This is a genomic window from Armatimonadia bacterium (assembly GCA_039679385.1).
GTDB lineage: Bacteria > Armatimonadota > Zipacnadia > Zipacnadales > JABUFB01 > JAJFTQ01.
Window position 1 is genome coordinate 1 of the sequence record JBDKVB010000125.1, and the last position, 15345, is coordinate 15345.

At 66.0% G+C, this 15345-nt stretch carries 8 protein-coding genes; 5 read left to right on the forward strand and 3 right to left on the reverse strand.

Annotated elements, in window-relative coordinates; all coding sequences use genetic code 11:
• Positions 1-2765: beta-galactosidase trimerization domain-containing protein (locus ABFE16_13945; GenBank protein MEN6346397.1), on the forward strand; the 2765-nt coding region annotated here is incomplete at its 5' end.
• 107 nt (positions 2766-2872) lie between these two features.
• On the opposite strand, the gene ABFE16_13950 is transcribed toward ABFE16_13945, so the two are convergent.
• Positions 2873-6679, reverse strand: coding sequence for a carbohydrate-binding family 9-like protein (locus ABFE16_13950; protein MEN6346398.1), 3807 nt, complete (start codon positions 6677-6679; stop codon positions 2873-2875).
• A gap of 105 nt (positions 6680-6784) precedes the next feature.
• On the opposite strand from ABFE16_13950, the gene ABFE16_13955 reads away from it, so the two are divergent.
• Entirely contained in the window at positions 6785-7825 is a 1041-nt protein-coding gene (locus tag ABFE16_13955) for a GNAT family N-acetyltransferase (GenBank protein ID MEN6346399.1), read from the forward strand.
• 80 nt (positions 7826-7905) lie between these two features.
• On the opposite strand, the gene ABFE16_13960 is transcribed toward ABFE16_13955, so the two are convergent.
• Complete coding sequence (locus tag ABFE16_13960; GenBank protein MEN6346400.1) at positions 7906-8865, reverse strand: alpha/beta fold hydrolase; 960 nt, start codon at positions 8863-8865, stop codon at positions 7906-7908.
• Positions 8866-9113: 248 nt separating this feature from the next.
• Between ABFE16_13960 and ABFE16_13965 the strand changes: the two genes are divergently transcribed.
• Positions 9114-10097 carry a sialidase family protein gene (locus tag ABFE16_13965; GenBank protein MEN6346401.1) on the forward strand — a complete coding sequence of 328 codons (984 nt, stop codon included), beginning with the start codon at positions 9114-9116 and terminating at the stop codon, positions 10095-10097.
• Between the two features lie 26 nt (positions 10098-10123).
• On the opposite strand, the gene ABFE16_13970 is transcribed toward ABFE16_13965, so the two are convergent.
• Positions 10124-11203: a uroporphyrinogen decarboxylase family protein gene (locus ABFE16_13970; protein ID MEN6346402.1), complete on the reverse strand. Its 1080-nt coding sequence runs from the start codon at positions 11201-11203 to the stop codon at positions 10124-10126.
• A 182-nt stretch (positions 11204-11385) separates the two neighbouring features.
• On the opposite strand from ABFE16_13970, the gene ABFE16_13975 reads away from it, so the two are divergent.
• Positions 11386-14211, forward strand: a complete 2826-nt coding sequence (locus tag ABFE16_13975) for a heparinase II/III family protein (GenBank protein MEN6346403.1) — start codon at positions 11386-11388, stop codon at positions 14209-14211.
• Positions 14212-14362: 151 nt separating this feature from the next.
• The gene (locus ABFE16_13980; protein MEN6346404.1) at positions 14363-15322 is read left to right on the forward strand and encodes an NAD-dependent epimerase/dehydratase family protein; all 960 of its coding nucleotides are present in this window, start codon (positions 14363-14365) and stop codon (positions 15320-15322) included.
• Positions 15323-15345 lie beyond the last annotated feature (23 nt).

Below are 15345 nucleotides of genomic sequence, written 5' to 3' on the forward strand. Positions count from 1 at the left end.
CACTTGCGGAGATCGGCGGCCGTCCAGTGCCTGGGGAAACCTGGGGCCTCAATGTCGGACGCGAGCGCAAGGGTGCAGAGCCGGAGGTCAGCTCCTGGGCTCCCTCGTCGGGGTTCTCCGACCCGGCCAAGCTCGGCGAGATGCACTTCGCCGCACCTGCAGGGCCGGTTGGCCTCGAGATACTCTCCCGCGGCGGCGCCGGTGAGCAGTTCAGGGACACCGGCCACAATGTCTTCCGCGTCGCTGCCACGAACCAGGGCCGGCAGCCCGTCACAGTCCGGCTCCGAGTTGAGACAGGCGGGAAGGAGATCGGTGCGACCGCTGCAGAGGTGCCGGCGGGCAAGACGACCAGCCTGAGCGCACCCTATGAGGTGCCCGCCGGAGCAAAGGGTCAGGTCAGCTTCGCTGCGACCGTCGGCGACCAACCTCTCTACGCTTCCGACCTTGACCTGCTGGCCGCCGAGACCAGACAGCCGAGGACCTGGGTCGTTGACAAGCCGCTGTTCAAGGAGCTACTCAGTAACGAACCGCCCGGTCTCGCGCGTGACGGCGTGCTGATGTGGAGCCACACTCTCAACCTCTCGCTGATGCGCGAGACCGCACGCCGGTTTGCCGTGCGCTATGTCGCCGACGAGACCTTCCGTGACTATGGAACTCATGGTCTCATTGTCATCGGCGGCCAGGTTGCCGGTGACCGTGTCGAACCCTTCAAGCGCTACGACATCAAGATGGCGGGCTACACGAGGGCGCTTCCGCCGGGCGTTCCCTGGGCGCTGGATCCGCGCGCGATCGACGACTACATCAGCGGCATAGAGACGCTGCTTACGGAACCGCACCCACACCTGTGGGGGATCTACACCGGGGACGAGCTGGACGAGATCGCGATGGGGCAAGGCGTCGACCTGATGGCGGCGCCGCCGAAGGACTACCCCTACCTCGCGCAGGCGGAGGAAGAGGTTCGCCAGAAGTACGGCGGCGGCAAGTGGGGAATCCCGCAGGGACCCGAGGACAAGAACCCGTACCGATGGATCGCCTATCAGCGCTGGGCGGCGTCGAGGATGCGGGACCGATACCAACGTCTGCACGACGCCGTCCAGCGCCTCGACCCGAAGGTGCACCTCGTCAGCACCGATCCGGTCGGCGGTGTCCATGGTCGGGAGTTCAGCAGTCAGGCGCCCTACTTCGACATCTTCACCCACCAGTATCTGCCGCGGCAGTCGCGCTGGCGTCAGTATTTGGGGCTCCTCACCAAGGTCCTCGTCGACCTGACCGGCAAGGAGGTCTGGCCCTGCGCTCACATCGAGAACTACGGCTTCGCCACTCGTCCGGAAGAGGCCGTGGAGGAGCTCAGCCAGGTCTTCCGCAACGGTGGTCACGGCCTGCACCTGTACATGCCGGACGTCTCGAACAGCAAGAAGCTCGTGGGCGACACCCGGGTGACGATGTTCGGTTCACCCCGGCGGCATCACACGGTCATGAACGTCATTGACCTGATCCGGCAGATGCCGCGTCCGAAGTACCCCGATTACCGCCGCACAGCGGTGCTCTACAACGACGACTCGCTGCAGAGCGATTTCCGCGACGGCCGCACGCACTGGTATCTCACCGAGGCCTGCTACACCTTCCTGGGACCGATTGCGGGCTCCTGGTTCCAGTTCATCGACCCCGGGCAGGTCCTGACGTGGCCGTCGCTGCGGGACCGGTTCGATGTCCTTTACGTGCCCACAGCCCGTTACCAGCGGCCGGAAGTGGTGGACAAGCTCAAGGAGTTCGTCCGCGCCGGTGGCACGCTGGTCTGCGGCGATCCGCAGGCTTTCGAGACAGACACGGTCGGCAACGACACCACGGCCTCGCGGAGCGAGCTGTTCGGAGTGCAGGTGGGAGACAAGCTCCAGGTCAAGACGATGACGGTCGCCGTCGACGACCACCGGTACACGCTGGAGGTCCCGACGACAGCCTTCTCGCTCAAGCCGAGCGACGAGACGCAGGTCCTGGGACGCTTCGAGGACAGCTCTCCTGCTATCACCCGCCACACCTTCGGTCAGGGCGCAGCGATCCTGTTTGCTGCGAACCCCTTCCAGTTCAAGGCGAACGAGGACCCGGCCTGGCAGGAGTTCTTCACTAGCTGGGTCCGCTCCTTCGGTGCGCCGGTCGGCCTGGATATCTGGCGCTTCCGTTTGCCCGACAGTGTGATCTGGCAGGAGCCCGCGGCTGAGGGTTACTGCCTGACCGGCAACAAGGTGCTGTGGCAGGAGGAGACGCCCCGGTTCCCGCGCAACCTCGACACAGGGGCGACATACAGCTACTCGCTGGCGCCCGACGCCATGGCCGATGCTGCGGTCAGCGAGGTTGCGGTCACCAAGGGCAAGCTGACCGACCGTCGCGCCTCCATTCTGGCCGAGAAGAGCAAGCCGGAGAACTACGCGCCGTACAAGCTGCCTGCGAGCGCCTGGATGGTGAGCTTCAAGCGCACCGACCCGGTGAGCATCACCTTCGACCTCAAGCAGGCCTGGCGATTGCGGTGCGCGAAGCTGTGGGTCAGCGACAGCCTGCCGGTCACGACGGCGGAAGTCAGCGCCGACGGCAGGATCTGGACACCGGCGGGGCAGGCCGCCGCCCTTGAGGCCGGGGCAGACATATACGACGTGACCCTCGACCTCAAAGCGCCGACGACCGCACGCTACCTGCGACTGAGCTTCGCCGCACGATCCGCCGGGCAAGCGATGACGATTGTCGAGGCCGAAGTGTGGGGCGATACACCCTAAGGCGCCTGCTGTAGACCCGTGGAATCACGTGACGCCGCAGTGCGAACTCCCCGACTTCGGGAAGCCGCCTGCGGCGTCTTTCGTAGATAGCGGTGCAGGACCGAGCCTCAGTGCCCCAGTACCAGCGCTTGCGCTTCGCCGGGCTCCAGTTGCACCGCCACGGTTGTACCGGCGGCCACCTTGCTGCCGCTGTAGAACTCCTCGCCGCTTCCCCACTCCACGGGCAGCGGGACCTTGAGGCTCACGGGCTTGCTGGTCGGGTTCATCAGCAAGACCAGCGTCGCTGTCCCGTGCTGCAAGGCCTCGACCTGTGCGGGATCCAGACCCGGCAGGGACAGGTGCTTGCCCTGCACGAAGAGGTCCTCATACTTCGCCACCAGGCGCGTGGCCTCACCCATCGCGATCCAGCTTCTGCCATCCATCTCGGTGCGCTCGTAGACGAGCACACCGCCGGTGCTATCGAGGGCCGTGCGCAGCAACCAGGCCTTCGTTAGTGCGGTGACCGGGGTCAGGACGTCTCGCTCGTAGGGAGTGAGGAGCGCACCGCAGACGAGTGGGATGCCCTTCAGCGCCTCACGGGTTGCAGCGACCGCCTCGACCGGCCTCCCGTAGCCGCATCCCGCGTGATCGCAGCCCTTCTCCTCGCCCACATAGCGCCATTCGACGCCGTAGCGCTCGGCATTGTCGGGCGTTGCATAGCCGCTGTAGACGCTGAACCGGGTGTCCGGCGACAGCTCGTGGATGGTCCGATGGAAGGCGCCGAAGAGCTTCGCCACACGGTGGGCCATGAAGTCCACCCACTGGTCGCGGTACTGTCGGCTAAGGAGGTCGGCGTCGAGCTTCTGCCCCTCAGGGAGCTTCGCGAAGTCGCGGAAGGCCTTCAGGCACCGGTCGCAGTAGCAGGAATGCGGTCCGGCGAAGGGCCCGTACTCGTAGTCATAGTCGAGGGTGCTGGGCCGGATGGTCTCGATCCTCTCACGCAGGCAGTCACGGACCGCACCCCAGCCCTCGCCGAGAAGCATGGTGGTACACATCAGGGAGTCGCTGGGTTTGCCCTGCCCATTGATCAACCGCTGCTCCGGGTGCTCGGCAAGGTAGGGTCCCAGGTTCAGGTTCCAGGACTCGAAGTTGACGCCGATGGTATGCCGTAGGCCGAAGCGAGGGGCGTTGTCCGAGGTCCAGCGGTCACCGGAAACCAGGTCATTGAACCCGGCGGCGCGGGCGCAGTCCATGACCTGCTCGCGCATCGCCAGGTTGTCCATGTTCGACAGCCAGCCGCCCCAGAGCTGCCAGGTCAGGGTCTTGCACTGAGCGCCCTTCACCTGCGGCAGGACTCGCACCTTGATCGTCTGCGGGGCCTCGAGGACGCTGCCACCGTTGGCGCGAGACCAGTACACGAACTGCGCGTCTGCGGGGACGTTGTCCTGGGTGACGCGCACGAAGGCCTGGAACTCCGACATGATGTAGTGTCGTCCCGTCAGGATCGGCTGGTCGGCGGCGATCTTCGCGACTCTCATCCGCTTGCCCAGGACGGTCTGCTCGCCAAGGTCGGTGGTGGTCCATCTGGGGATGCCCGGGCGGACGCCGTAGAAGCCGGTGCTGCCCAGAACCTCAAACCCCGGCGGCACCGCGAGGAAGCTCTCCCACTGATCGAGCTTGCGTCCGGGGAGGCCCTCAATGCGGAAGGCAAGGTGCTGGGTTACGCCCTGGGCCAGATAGTAGACCGGCTCAGGCGTCGGCCACACCCGCGTCTTCTCGTACAGCAAGGTGCAGCGCAGAACCGTCGGCTTGTCCCTGCTGCCCACGACCGGCCCAAGCAGCGTGTCGTCGCCGATCTTCGGTGCTCGTACCCAGGCCCCGTCGTCAAGAGTTGGGTCGAGGGCCTTCGGTGTATCCGCCGGAGCCATGACCCAGTCGGAGGCATCGAAGCGCCACTCACCGATCTGTCCCTGGAGGGCCGCAGTACCCTTCTGCAGACGCAGAGCCAACACGTTGCTTCCCTTCTCCAGTGCGGCCTCGATCTTGGCGCCGGAGGTGGCTGTGCCCTGCGCAAGAGGCTGACCGTTGAGGAAGAGCTCGTAGGGACCGTCGCAGGAGAGGGTGAGGTTGGCGAGGGAGGACTTGATGCCCTGAGGCAGCACCGGGGTCAGATACAAGGGCTGCAGGCTGGCGGCATCCAGGACGCCGTAGGCCATCTGCACCTCCCCCTCTCGTGGGAGGTCGAAGGAGTCGCCGTAGACGTGGCTCATGCCCCCGGCGGCTCTGATCTCGGTGAAGCTCAGGACGCGCGCCTTCGGGTCGGTGCTCGCAGGCGGCAGCGCATTGCCCTTCGCCTTGAGCGTCGCCGGCGGCTGGAGTTGCAGCGACGGAACGCTCTCAGCGAACACCAGCGTTCCCAGCTCCGCCGGGTCATGCACTCCCTTGTTCGTGAGATTCCAGGCGCTTTGCTCCTTGCGTCCTTTGGCCGACCGGGCGAAGCTAACACGCCACTGGTCGCCGGGCTTCGGCTTGCCGCCGAGGTCGCTCCAGGGGATGGACAGCTCGACCCACCAGCGCCTCTCCTCGATCTGCGCGCGAGCTGTGGCCTGCGAGTTCCAGGTCACGTCGCGGGAAGCCCATAGGTCCGGCTCGCTGCAGCGTGCGTCGGTGATGGTGCCCAGCGCGTTGACCGAGAAGTCGTAGACACTTGTCGAGCCCGCGGGCTGTAGCAGCAGCATTACGCAGTCGTCGGCATAGAGGTCACCATCGCGCTGCGTGACCTTCGCGAGGAACTCATGGCGACGCTGCTGGGCGGTGTCGAGGAGCGGCTCGGGGCAATCAAAGCGCAGCTTGAGGCACTGGTCGTCATAGGCGATCCGTACCTGCGTCGGAGCTTGCGCCGGGCTCTTGGCGCCGACCGCGACGAAGCCGTCGATCGTGGTTGCGGTCGCGAGATCGCCCTGTCCGACTGCCACCAGCGGACGTCGCCCGAGCAACTGTGGCGCTGCCGCTAGCTGCTCCGGTGTGAGGTCGGGCGTCGTGCTGACGACGATGCTGTCCAGACAGACCGCTCCGCGAGCGCCGGGGCCGCGATTGGAGCAGAGACTGAAGCGGTCGCCCAGCTCGCCCGGGGATACGGCGTCGAAGGTCAGCCACTCCCAGTCGGTCGTCTGCGTGGGCTTCGCGGTGCGCACAGCCTGGGTGTTGCCGCCCTGGGAGGTGGTGAGGCGCCAGGTGTCCTTCTCGTCGCCACTGCGGACGCGGCAGGCGACTCGAACCGGCCTGCTGGTGCGCGGGCAAGGGAGGTCGGCTGCAACCACGTACTGCTCGGAGCGGATCAGGCTCCCTTCGAGGGCTTGCGGATCAGCAGCGACGGTCTTCCCGTTGGGTGCGAAGTCCTCCGCTTCCAGCCGCCAGGGGCCGACCTCGACATCGGAGGTCTCAGGCGGCGCAGCCAGACTCACCCGGACATCATCGACCTCGAACACTGCCCCGGGCTGCACGTCGCGAGTGATGAAGTAGATGCCCAGCGACTTGTCGGTGGCCATCAGGGCCTTGGACAGGGACACCTCCTGCCACTGGTCGGTCAGGGTCTTGGTGGTCGGGGAGTACAGCCAGCCGTTGTTGGAGATCAGGCAGAGCCACACTTCCCCCTTGCCGCGCACGGAGGTGGTGACGGTGGCGAGACGCGCCCCGGTCAGACCGATGGCGGTGATCGCGAAGCCTTCCAGTTTCTTTTGGCCGGGCAGGACGCCTCGCAGGTACCACTGTCCCGAGGCGGCCTGACCCTGGAGACGCTCGATCTTGAGGTCCTCGGGCGCCTTGTAGTAGGAGTAGGCGCCGCCGGCGCCGGTCTCGAAGTCCTCGCGGAAGGTCTGCGCCAGACAGGGGCTCACCAGAAGCAGGGATAGCAGCAGGCAGGCGGGAACTCTCATTTCTCGTCTCCTTGGTGTCTTTGCGGGCGGGTGATTCGCGCCTCGCAGGAGCCACTGTGTCCGACAGTCAGTCGCCGACCACTACGCGCCAAAGTGAGGAACAGAATGCTTACGACCCTGGCCGAGGTTGCGCTCAGGAACGGTGCGACGATGACGATCCGGCTCTGTGAACCTCCCGAGGAGGACTGCGCCCGAAGACTCCTGCACTTCCTGCGCCACAAGGACGACGACAGCTCCCGCGGCATCCGCCAGCGCGTCCTGGGCCAGTATACCGAGCACTCGGTGGACCGCTACTTCGTTGGTGAAGTGGAAGGCCGCCTTGTCGGCCAGATCTGGTATGGGCTGCCGCGAGTCGACGACGGACGCACCTGGTATGTCGGGAACTTCGGCCACGTCTACACAGATCCCGACTGGCGCGGGCAGGGCATCGCCCACGAGCTGACTCGGGTAGTCGTCGACCACTTCAAGGCCGATCCCCTGGGGAGTTGCCTGCTGTGCTCAGCGAGTGAGCAGTCCGGGCGCATCTACCGCAGATTCGGGTTCGAGTTCATCCCGCCGACGGCCAACTCGGGCGCGATGGCGCTCCTCAAGCCCTCCGTGGCTCCGAGCTTCGCGGCCCTTGACGAGCAGTACTTCGCCCCGGGTCTGCCGGTGACGGTGCGGCTCGGCCACATCGGCGACCGACACGACCTCGACCGCATGCTGGACTTCTCCGCCCCCTGGATCGAGGCCCGCAAGAGCTGGCATCTCACCGGGCTCTCCCGGTGGACTCCCACCTTCATCTCGGCGCTGCACCACGTCGAGGATGGTCGCGGTCTGATGACGGTGCTGCAGACCAACTCAGGCAGCCTGGTGGGCTATGCCTTCGTACTGAGCCTGGGCTCCCGCTACGAGACGGGTGTGAAGACCTTCGACCTGGTGGTCCACCCGCACTACCTGATGGAGGGCCAGGGGCTCGCAACCGAGACCCTGCGACTGGCTCACGAAGCAGGCATGAGCGGCATCCACGCCACCGTCGCGGCGTGTGACCAGGACAAGCTGAGCCTGCTACGGTCCGCCGGGTTCACGGAGCAGTACCGCTTCGCCGACGCCTTCGTCCTCGACGAGGAGCGCCACAACGTGCTGCTCCTGAGGGCAGAAGGCTGAGGGGCAACGGACAACTACTTGCTGAGAAGGGCGCCGGTAAGGTCACGGCGCCCTTCTTGATTCAGAGTGCTCGGCAAGGGCTACCAGTTGGTCAGGAACCCGAAGGCGCGGTCAGTGAAGCCCGGCAAACCCTCGTGGCCGAAGTCGGGGTAGATGACGACTTCCTTCGGCGACGTGATCTTGTTGAAGGCCGCGAACTGAGTGGAGGGCGGGCAAACGGTGTCCATCAGGCCGGTGCCCATCAGCACCTCGGCACGGATTCGCGGGGCCAGGTACTGGCAGTCGATGTAGCCGAGGCGGGTGAAGATCTCGTCCTCGCGGGCGTGGGTCGGGTCAAACATCCGCATGAAGGTCCGCAGTTCGTCGTAGGCGGCCTTCGCCAGGTCCATCTCCCACACGCGCAGATAGTCGCACAGGAAGGGGAAGGACGGGATGGCCTTGCGGATGCGCGGTTCGAGGGAAGCACAGGCCAGCGTGAGGCCGCCGCCTTGGGAGCCGCCGATCGCGCAGACGCGGTCCGCATCGACTTCGGGAAGGTCCATGGCGATCCCTGCGAGCTGCGCGGTGTCGAGGTAGATGTGGCGGAAGAGGAGGTTCGCGGGGTCGTCATCGAGGCCGCGGATGATGTGCCCGTGGAGGGTGTTGCCCGTCACGCCGCCCTTGTCCTCGGACTTGCCTGCCTGTCCCCGGCAGTCCAGCGCGACGATGGAGTAGCCCATCGCGACGTAGCTGAGCTTGTCGTGCCAGTCGCCGGAACTGCCGCTGTAGCCGTGGAACATGACGACCGCGGGGTGAGGTGCTGTCACCTGCGCAGGTCGCAGGTACTTGGCGTGAATCCGCGCTCCGCGGACTCCGGTGAACCACAGGTCGAAGCACTCGGCACCCGGGACCTGGAACTCGGCCGGCTCCAGCGCGACCTGGGGGTCCACGGCGTGCATCTCGCGCAGGGCCTCCTCCCAGTACTCGTCGAAGTCGTCCGGGCGCGGGTTGCGACCCTGGTAGCTGCGCAGTTGCTCCAGTGGCATATCAATGAGTGGCATGAGTGAGTCTCCCGTTCAGTTGATGTTCGGCGGTCGGCAGGTTCGGCATATAGGCCATGGCGACCTGCCCGAGTCGTGAAGGTGGCGGTTCACCCTCGGCGAACCTTGTGCCCGATGTCCTGGGGTCGCGCGCAACACTTGCTGCGCTCTGAGGGAGGAAAGAGATGACCCGGTACTCCGCAAGGCTGTCCTTGACCCCTGCGCTCCTCGTTCTACTACTTGCGCTGCCCCTGGGAGGGACCGCTCAGATGAGCACCGACAGCCTCACGCACCTCGTTCCCGGACCGGTTGGGCCTCAGAATCCGCGCAACAGTGAAGGAGCCATCGTTCAGCTACGGGACGGTAAGCTGCTCCTCGGATGGACTGAGTTTTACGCGGGCAGCGGGGCCGACCACGGTCCGGCGAAGCTGGTCGGACGAGTCTCCGAGGACGGTGGCATGACCTGGGGCGACAAGTACACGCTCGTCGAGAACGACGGCGGCTGCAACGTCATGGAGGTCAACTTCCTGCGTCTGCGCAGCGGCGCGCTTGCGCTGTTCTACTGCCAGAAGAACAGCGAGAGCACCGACTGCCGCGTCATGATGCGGACCTCAAGCGACGAAGGCCGCACTTTCGGCCCGGCGAAGCAGCTCTCCCCCGCCGGCAAGTACACCGGTCTCACCAACGGACGCTCGCTTCGTCTGGCCTCGGGCAGGATACTGTTGGAGGCCTGGGAAGGCGGCGACAGCTACTGCTGCCTCTCCGACGATGACGGGCAGACCTGGCGAGACGGCGGTCGCGTGAAGCCGGAGGGCGGTCCCTGCTTCGAGCCCGCCTGTGTCGAGCTCAAGGACGGCAGAGTCCCAATGCTCATGCGCACGGGACTGGGCGGTCAGTTTGCGAGCCTGTCGAGCGACGGTGGCGAAACCTGGAGCAAGCCCGAGCTCACGGACCTGCGCGGCACGGCTGCTCCCGTGGCCATCAGCCGCATCCCGACCACCGGCGATCTGGTAGCGGTGTGGAACCACGACGTGGACAAGCCTACGCGCCGGAATCCGCTGACCTGCGCCATCTCGAAGGACGAGGGGAAGACCTGGGGCCACCTCCGGCAGCTAGAGGACCGCGCTGATGACCGCTGGGCCTACCCGGCGATCACCTGGGTCGGGCAGAGCGCGTACATCACCTACTTCAACTACTCCGGCGGCCTGTCCCTGCAGCTCAAGATCGTGCCCGCTTCCTGGTTCTACGAGTAGGCGGCGGAGCTAGCCACGGCGCAGGCCTAACTGAACTCCTCGTAGGCCTCGAACAGGGCGAGAGCGTTCTCCAGCGGCGTGTCGGGCTGGAGGTTGTGGGCGGTGCAGATGATGTAGCCGCCCTCGGTCCCCGCTGCCTCGATCTGATGGCGCACGTGTTCGCGGACCTCCTGCGGCGTGCCGTAGGGCATCACCTGCTGGATGTCGATGCCGCCCTGGAAGCACAGATCCCGACCGTAGTTGCGGCGCAGTCGCCCCAGGTCCATCCCGGCGGCCTGCGGCTGTAGGGACTGGAGGATATCCAGGCCACAGTCGATGAAGTCGGGGATGAGGTCCACCATGCTTCCACAGGTATGGTGCCTGACCTTGAGCCCGTAGCGATGGGCCAACTCGATGAAGGCGGCAAAGCCCGGCTTGAGGAACCGCCGCCAGGTCTGCGGGCTCATCATGAGGCCCTGCTGGGTGCCGAAGTCGTCACCGGTCATGAGGATGTCGAGAGCATCGCCGGCTGCCTCGAAGACCCTCCGGTTGTACTCCAGGAAGTACTCCACGATGTGCGCGATGATCGCCTCGGTGACCTCGGGGTTGGTCGCCAGATCGAGGTAGGTCTGCTCCATGCCGCGCAGGTACATCATGGGCTTGAGCTGCGCGGTCCGGTCGAGGCGGTCGCCGACGCTGACCACGGCATAGCCCTCGTAGGCCGCGCACTGGCTCCGCACCTGGGAGTAATCCCACCAGTCGGGACTCGGCCAACGGTTGTAGCTGTCCACGTCGGCGGCGGTGCAAGCCGAGGCCAGAGGCGGCTCCACGACATGCTGGTAGGTCCAGGTGTACCCGGTGCCCGTGATGGTCTTGGGCAGCCGCCGGACGCCCCAGAGGTCCTCCACGCTGCCGTCCGGATGGCGGCGGAAGGTCTGTCCTACGCAGGCCGGGCCTTCGACGGTGCGCAGGTCAAAGCCAAAGTGCTGCAGGAGGCTCTCGCGATCCGGAAGGTTGAGGTGCTGCAGCAGTCGCTCGGTAACCTCCCCGGTCGCCCAGTAGTCCCGCGGCAGACGGTCGGGCCGTTGATGCGATAGAGCTGTCAGGACGCGCTCACGATGGTTCATGGGTGATCCTCCAGGCTGGATGCAAAACCTCTTCGCCGGTGCGCCAACTGTTCCCTCTCCCGAGGCCGCTCCCGCGGTTTCGGTCAGCCCAACCCGACAGAAGAGGGGAGGTGCCTGCCGAGAGGAGAGGAAGGCACCCTTGCCTTGCGCACCCGACAACAGCCGCGTGGAGGTCCTCCGGCATGCACTGCCACACCTGGCCCCTGGTCACCGCGATCTGCTGCCTGCTCGCCTTGTTCACAACCGTGGTCCTCGAAGCAGCGCCCTGCACCCTCTACAAGCCGCGCAATCTTGAGATTGCACGCGCCAACGTCGCCAAGTACCAGTGGGCGCGTGACCTCCTCGCAAGCTGGGAGAAGTCGGCGTCCTTCGCCCTGTCGAAGGACCGCGAGTTCTTCCGTGGGATGGTCTCCGACCTCACTCCCTGGTCGACCTACGGTCAGGTGTGCCCGGCCTGCGTCGGCGAGAAGTGCTCGATGGGCGAGTCCGGCGTCTGGCGCTGGAGTGTGTCAGACCCCGAGAAGCTGCGCTGCCGCTACTGCGGGGCGGAGTTCCCCAACCCCAAGTACCCCGAGACGGGAGTGCTGGAGTGTCCGCAGAGCGGCCAGACCTTCACCTACTACATCAATGACGCGCAGCGTGCGCACCCGGAGGAGGACCTGGGCAAGCACGCCTACCTGTGGGCGGGTCGCCCGGTACAGGTGAGCTTCACCGGCCTGCTACGGACCTACAAGCTCTCCTGGGTGCTCGGCCAGGTTCCACGGCTTGCACAGGTCTACGCACTGACGGGCGACGCACGCTACGCCCAACGTGTGGCCTGGATCCTTGAGCGCGTGGCCGAGGTGTTCCCCAAGTACCTGTACCACAGCTACGGTGGGTGCTTCGCCGACTGTGATCCGGCCGAGGCAGCGCGCGAAATGGGGCTGCACCCGGCGGCCGGGGAGTTTGCAGCCGGGGTGATTCGGCATCCTGCCGCCATCATGCGCGACCGGAACAAGGATGGCTTCGGCGATCTTGATGCCGGGTTCTGGGGCGCTGGACGACTCAGTACGGGCGCCGGCGGTGAGGGAAGCACGCTGCTGAACGCCGTGGTCGCCTACGACCTCACCAAGGATGCCACTGACCCAGAGGGCAGGCCGGTCTACTCGGAGGAGATGAAGCAGCGCATCTGCGACAACCTGCTGCTGGCCGGTTGCGCCGACATGGAGAACTACAAGGACATCAACAACAAGTGTGGTCCAGGACGCGCGCTCAGCGGCGCCGTCGGCATCCTCTTTGGTCAGCCGGAACGGGTGCGCCGAGCCCTGGAGGGCTTTGAGAGCCTCCTGGGAGAGTGCTTCCACTTCGACGGATTCTGCAAGGAGTCGCCCTCCTACTCCAGCATGCACCTGGGACTGATGGAGGAGATCCCGGACCTGCTGGCAGGCTACTCCGACCCGGCGGGGTACATCGCTGCGGACGGAAAGCGTTTCGACAACTTCGACCCCTTCACCCACATCCCGCGCTATCGTCTGGCGCTGGAGAGCATGGTGCGCATGCTGCGGCCTGATCTCAAGTTTCCGGTCATCGGCGACACCCATTCAGGAAGCGCCACCAGTCCGCACTATGTCGAGATCCTCGCCGCGGTCTACGGCGCCCAGTATGCTGGCCTGCTACAGACCCTTCAGGGCAAGCCTCTGGACCAGATGGGCAGCGAGTACGCGCTGTGGCATCGCGACCCCGACCTCAAAGCGCCGGAGGGCGCCCCTGACCTCGGTCTGCGTACTGAATACTATCCAGGCTGGCAAGTGGGCGTGATGCGGGCAGGCAACGACGCCTCGCAGACCTCCTTCTACTTCAACGGCTACTGCGCCCACGGTCACCGCCACTCTGACACGTTAGGGATCGTGTACCACGCCTTCAACCAGGAGCTGGCCTCGGACCGTGGCTACATCTGGGATGACCCGCGGAACTCCTGGACCAGGAGCACCCTGGCGCACAATCTGGTGACGGTGGATGGAGAGAACCAGAGGGGTGCCGGCCGTCACTCGACCCTGGAGCTGTTCGCGGCCACACCGGGCCTTGAGATCATGCAGGCATCTGCCGACGCCTATGACCAGTGCTCGCAGTACCGGCGCACCTGCGCTCTGATCCGCGTGCCCGACGGCGGGAACTACGTGGTCGACTTCTTCCGCGTGGACGGCGGCAAGCAGCACCAGTACGGCCTGAATTGCAACGGGAGCTTTGTCGGCCTGACGGGCGCAGAAGTGCAGCCTCGCGAGGGCAAGAGGTCGTGGCTGACGAACCTGCGGGCTGCGGACAACCCGCCGGAGTCGTGGCAGGCCACCTGGCAGGACGGTGCTGCGAAGCTCCGGCTCTTCATGGCCGGGCCGACTGACCGCCTCTGGGTGACCGACGCTCCCGGCTGGCGCAGCAACAAGGGCGACCAGCTCCACGCGCCACCTATCACGGAGGTGCTCGCGGAGCGCTCCGCCAAGGACAAGCTGAGCAGTGTCTTCGCGGCCGTGCTGTGCCCCTACAAGACGGAGACGCCTCCGGTGACAGCAGTGCGACGGATTGCTGCTGAGCCGGCTGCCGAGGGCGCCGTCTGCCTCGCGGTCGAGGTCGGTGACCGCACCGACTACGTGATCTCTGCACTGGACGACGAGCCGCACACCTACGGCCCGGTGCGCATGGCAGGACGTTTCGGGATCGTCTCCGTCGATCGCACGGGCAAGCCCTTGCGGGCGTATCTGCTGAGCGGCACGGACCTGTCCTGCGGCGAGATGCGCCTTCACCTGGATGCTCCACGCACGGTCCGCAAGATCGTGAAGGTGGAAGGTTCGACCCTCGAGCTTGACGCGGCACTCCCGGCCGAGGTCGCCAAGTCGGGCGTCTACCTGCTCACCGGCGACACGGGCTTCGAGATTGCCGCCCTGGAGGGGAACCGGCTCACCGTCCGCGACTACCCCTTCGAGGGCGGGGAGGAGATCGTCGTGCCTGGCGCGGTGTGGACCGGCATGGAGTGACCGCGACAGGTCCTCGCGGCAGGCCCCAGGGAGGGGCTGCCCGCAGCGAGGGCGAAATCCTCGAACAGAGCTTGACCGCCGTTGCTTGCCCACGTAGGCAGCGGCACGGCGATAGGAAGATAACGACGCGCTTCGAAGCAGGAGGCTCCTCATGAAGGTTCTCGTCATCGGCGGCACGGGACACATCGGCAGTTACCTGGTGCCGCGACTGGTCAACGCCGGGCACGAGGTCTCGGTGGTCGCGCGCACCCCAACTCCCCAGCACACCGACGCACGACTGGCCTGGGGACAGGTCCAGTGGATTCAGGCCGACCGGCGCGCTGAGGAGAAGGCTGGTGTGTGGGCCGAGCGAATGACGGGCCTCGAAGCAGAGGTCGTCATCGACCTCATCTGCTACACACCCGAGCAGAGCGCGATCATGGTCAAGGCTTTCGAAGGCCGCGTGCAGCACTTCCTGCACTGCGGCACGATCTGGGCCTACGGCGCACCTCGTCGCCGCCCCTATCAGGAGAGCGACCCGCGCTGCCCGATCACCGACTATGGCATCAACAAGGCAGCCGTCGAGGCCGACCTGCTCAACCGCTACCGGACCACCGGGTTCCCCGTGACCATCATCCACCCGGGGCACATCTCCGGGCGCAAGTGGTTGCCGGTCGATCCGCAGGGCACCCGCAACGGTGTCGGCGTGTACGAGAAGCTCGCTCGTGGCGAGGTCGTGTACCTGCCGCAGTACGGCCATGAGACGCTCCACCATGTCCACGCCGACGACCTGGCTCAGCTCTTCGAGGCCGCGATGATCCGGCGCCAGGTCTGCCTGGGTGAGTCCTTCAGCGGCGTCGCCCCCTGGGCGCTGTCGCTGGTGGGGTGCTGCGAGTTCGTGGCCGGGCTCTTCGGCCGTAGAGCCAACATCGTCCTCGCGACCTACGAGGAGATGGAGACGATCCTGGGTGCCGAGCCCTGGGCAACCACCAGAGATCACCTCCTGCACTCGCCCTGCTGTAGCATCGAGAAGGCACAGCGCCTGCTGGGCTATGCACCTCGGTACACGACCGAGCAGATCTTCACCGAATCGATCGAGTACCTGCTGGAGACCGGTGCCCTGGTTATCTGAGCGCAGGGCCAGAGCTCGCAGTC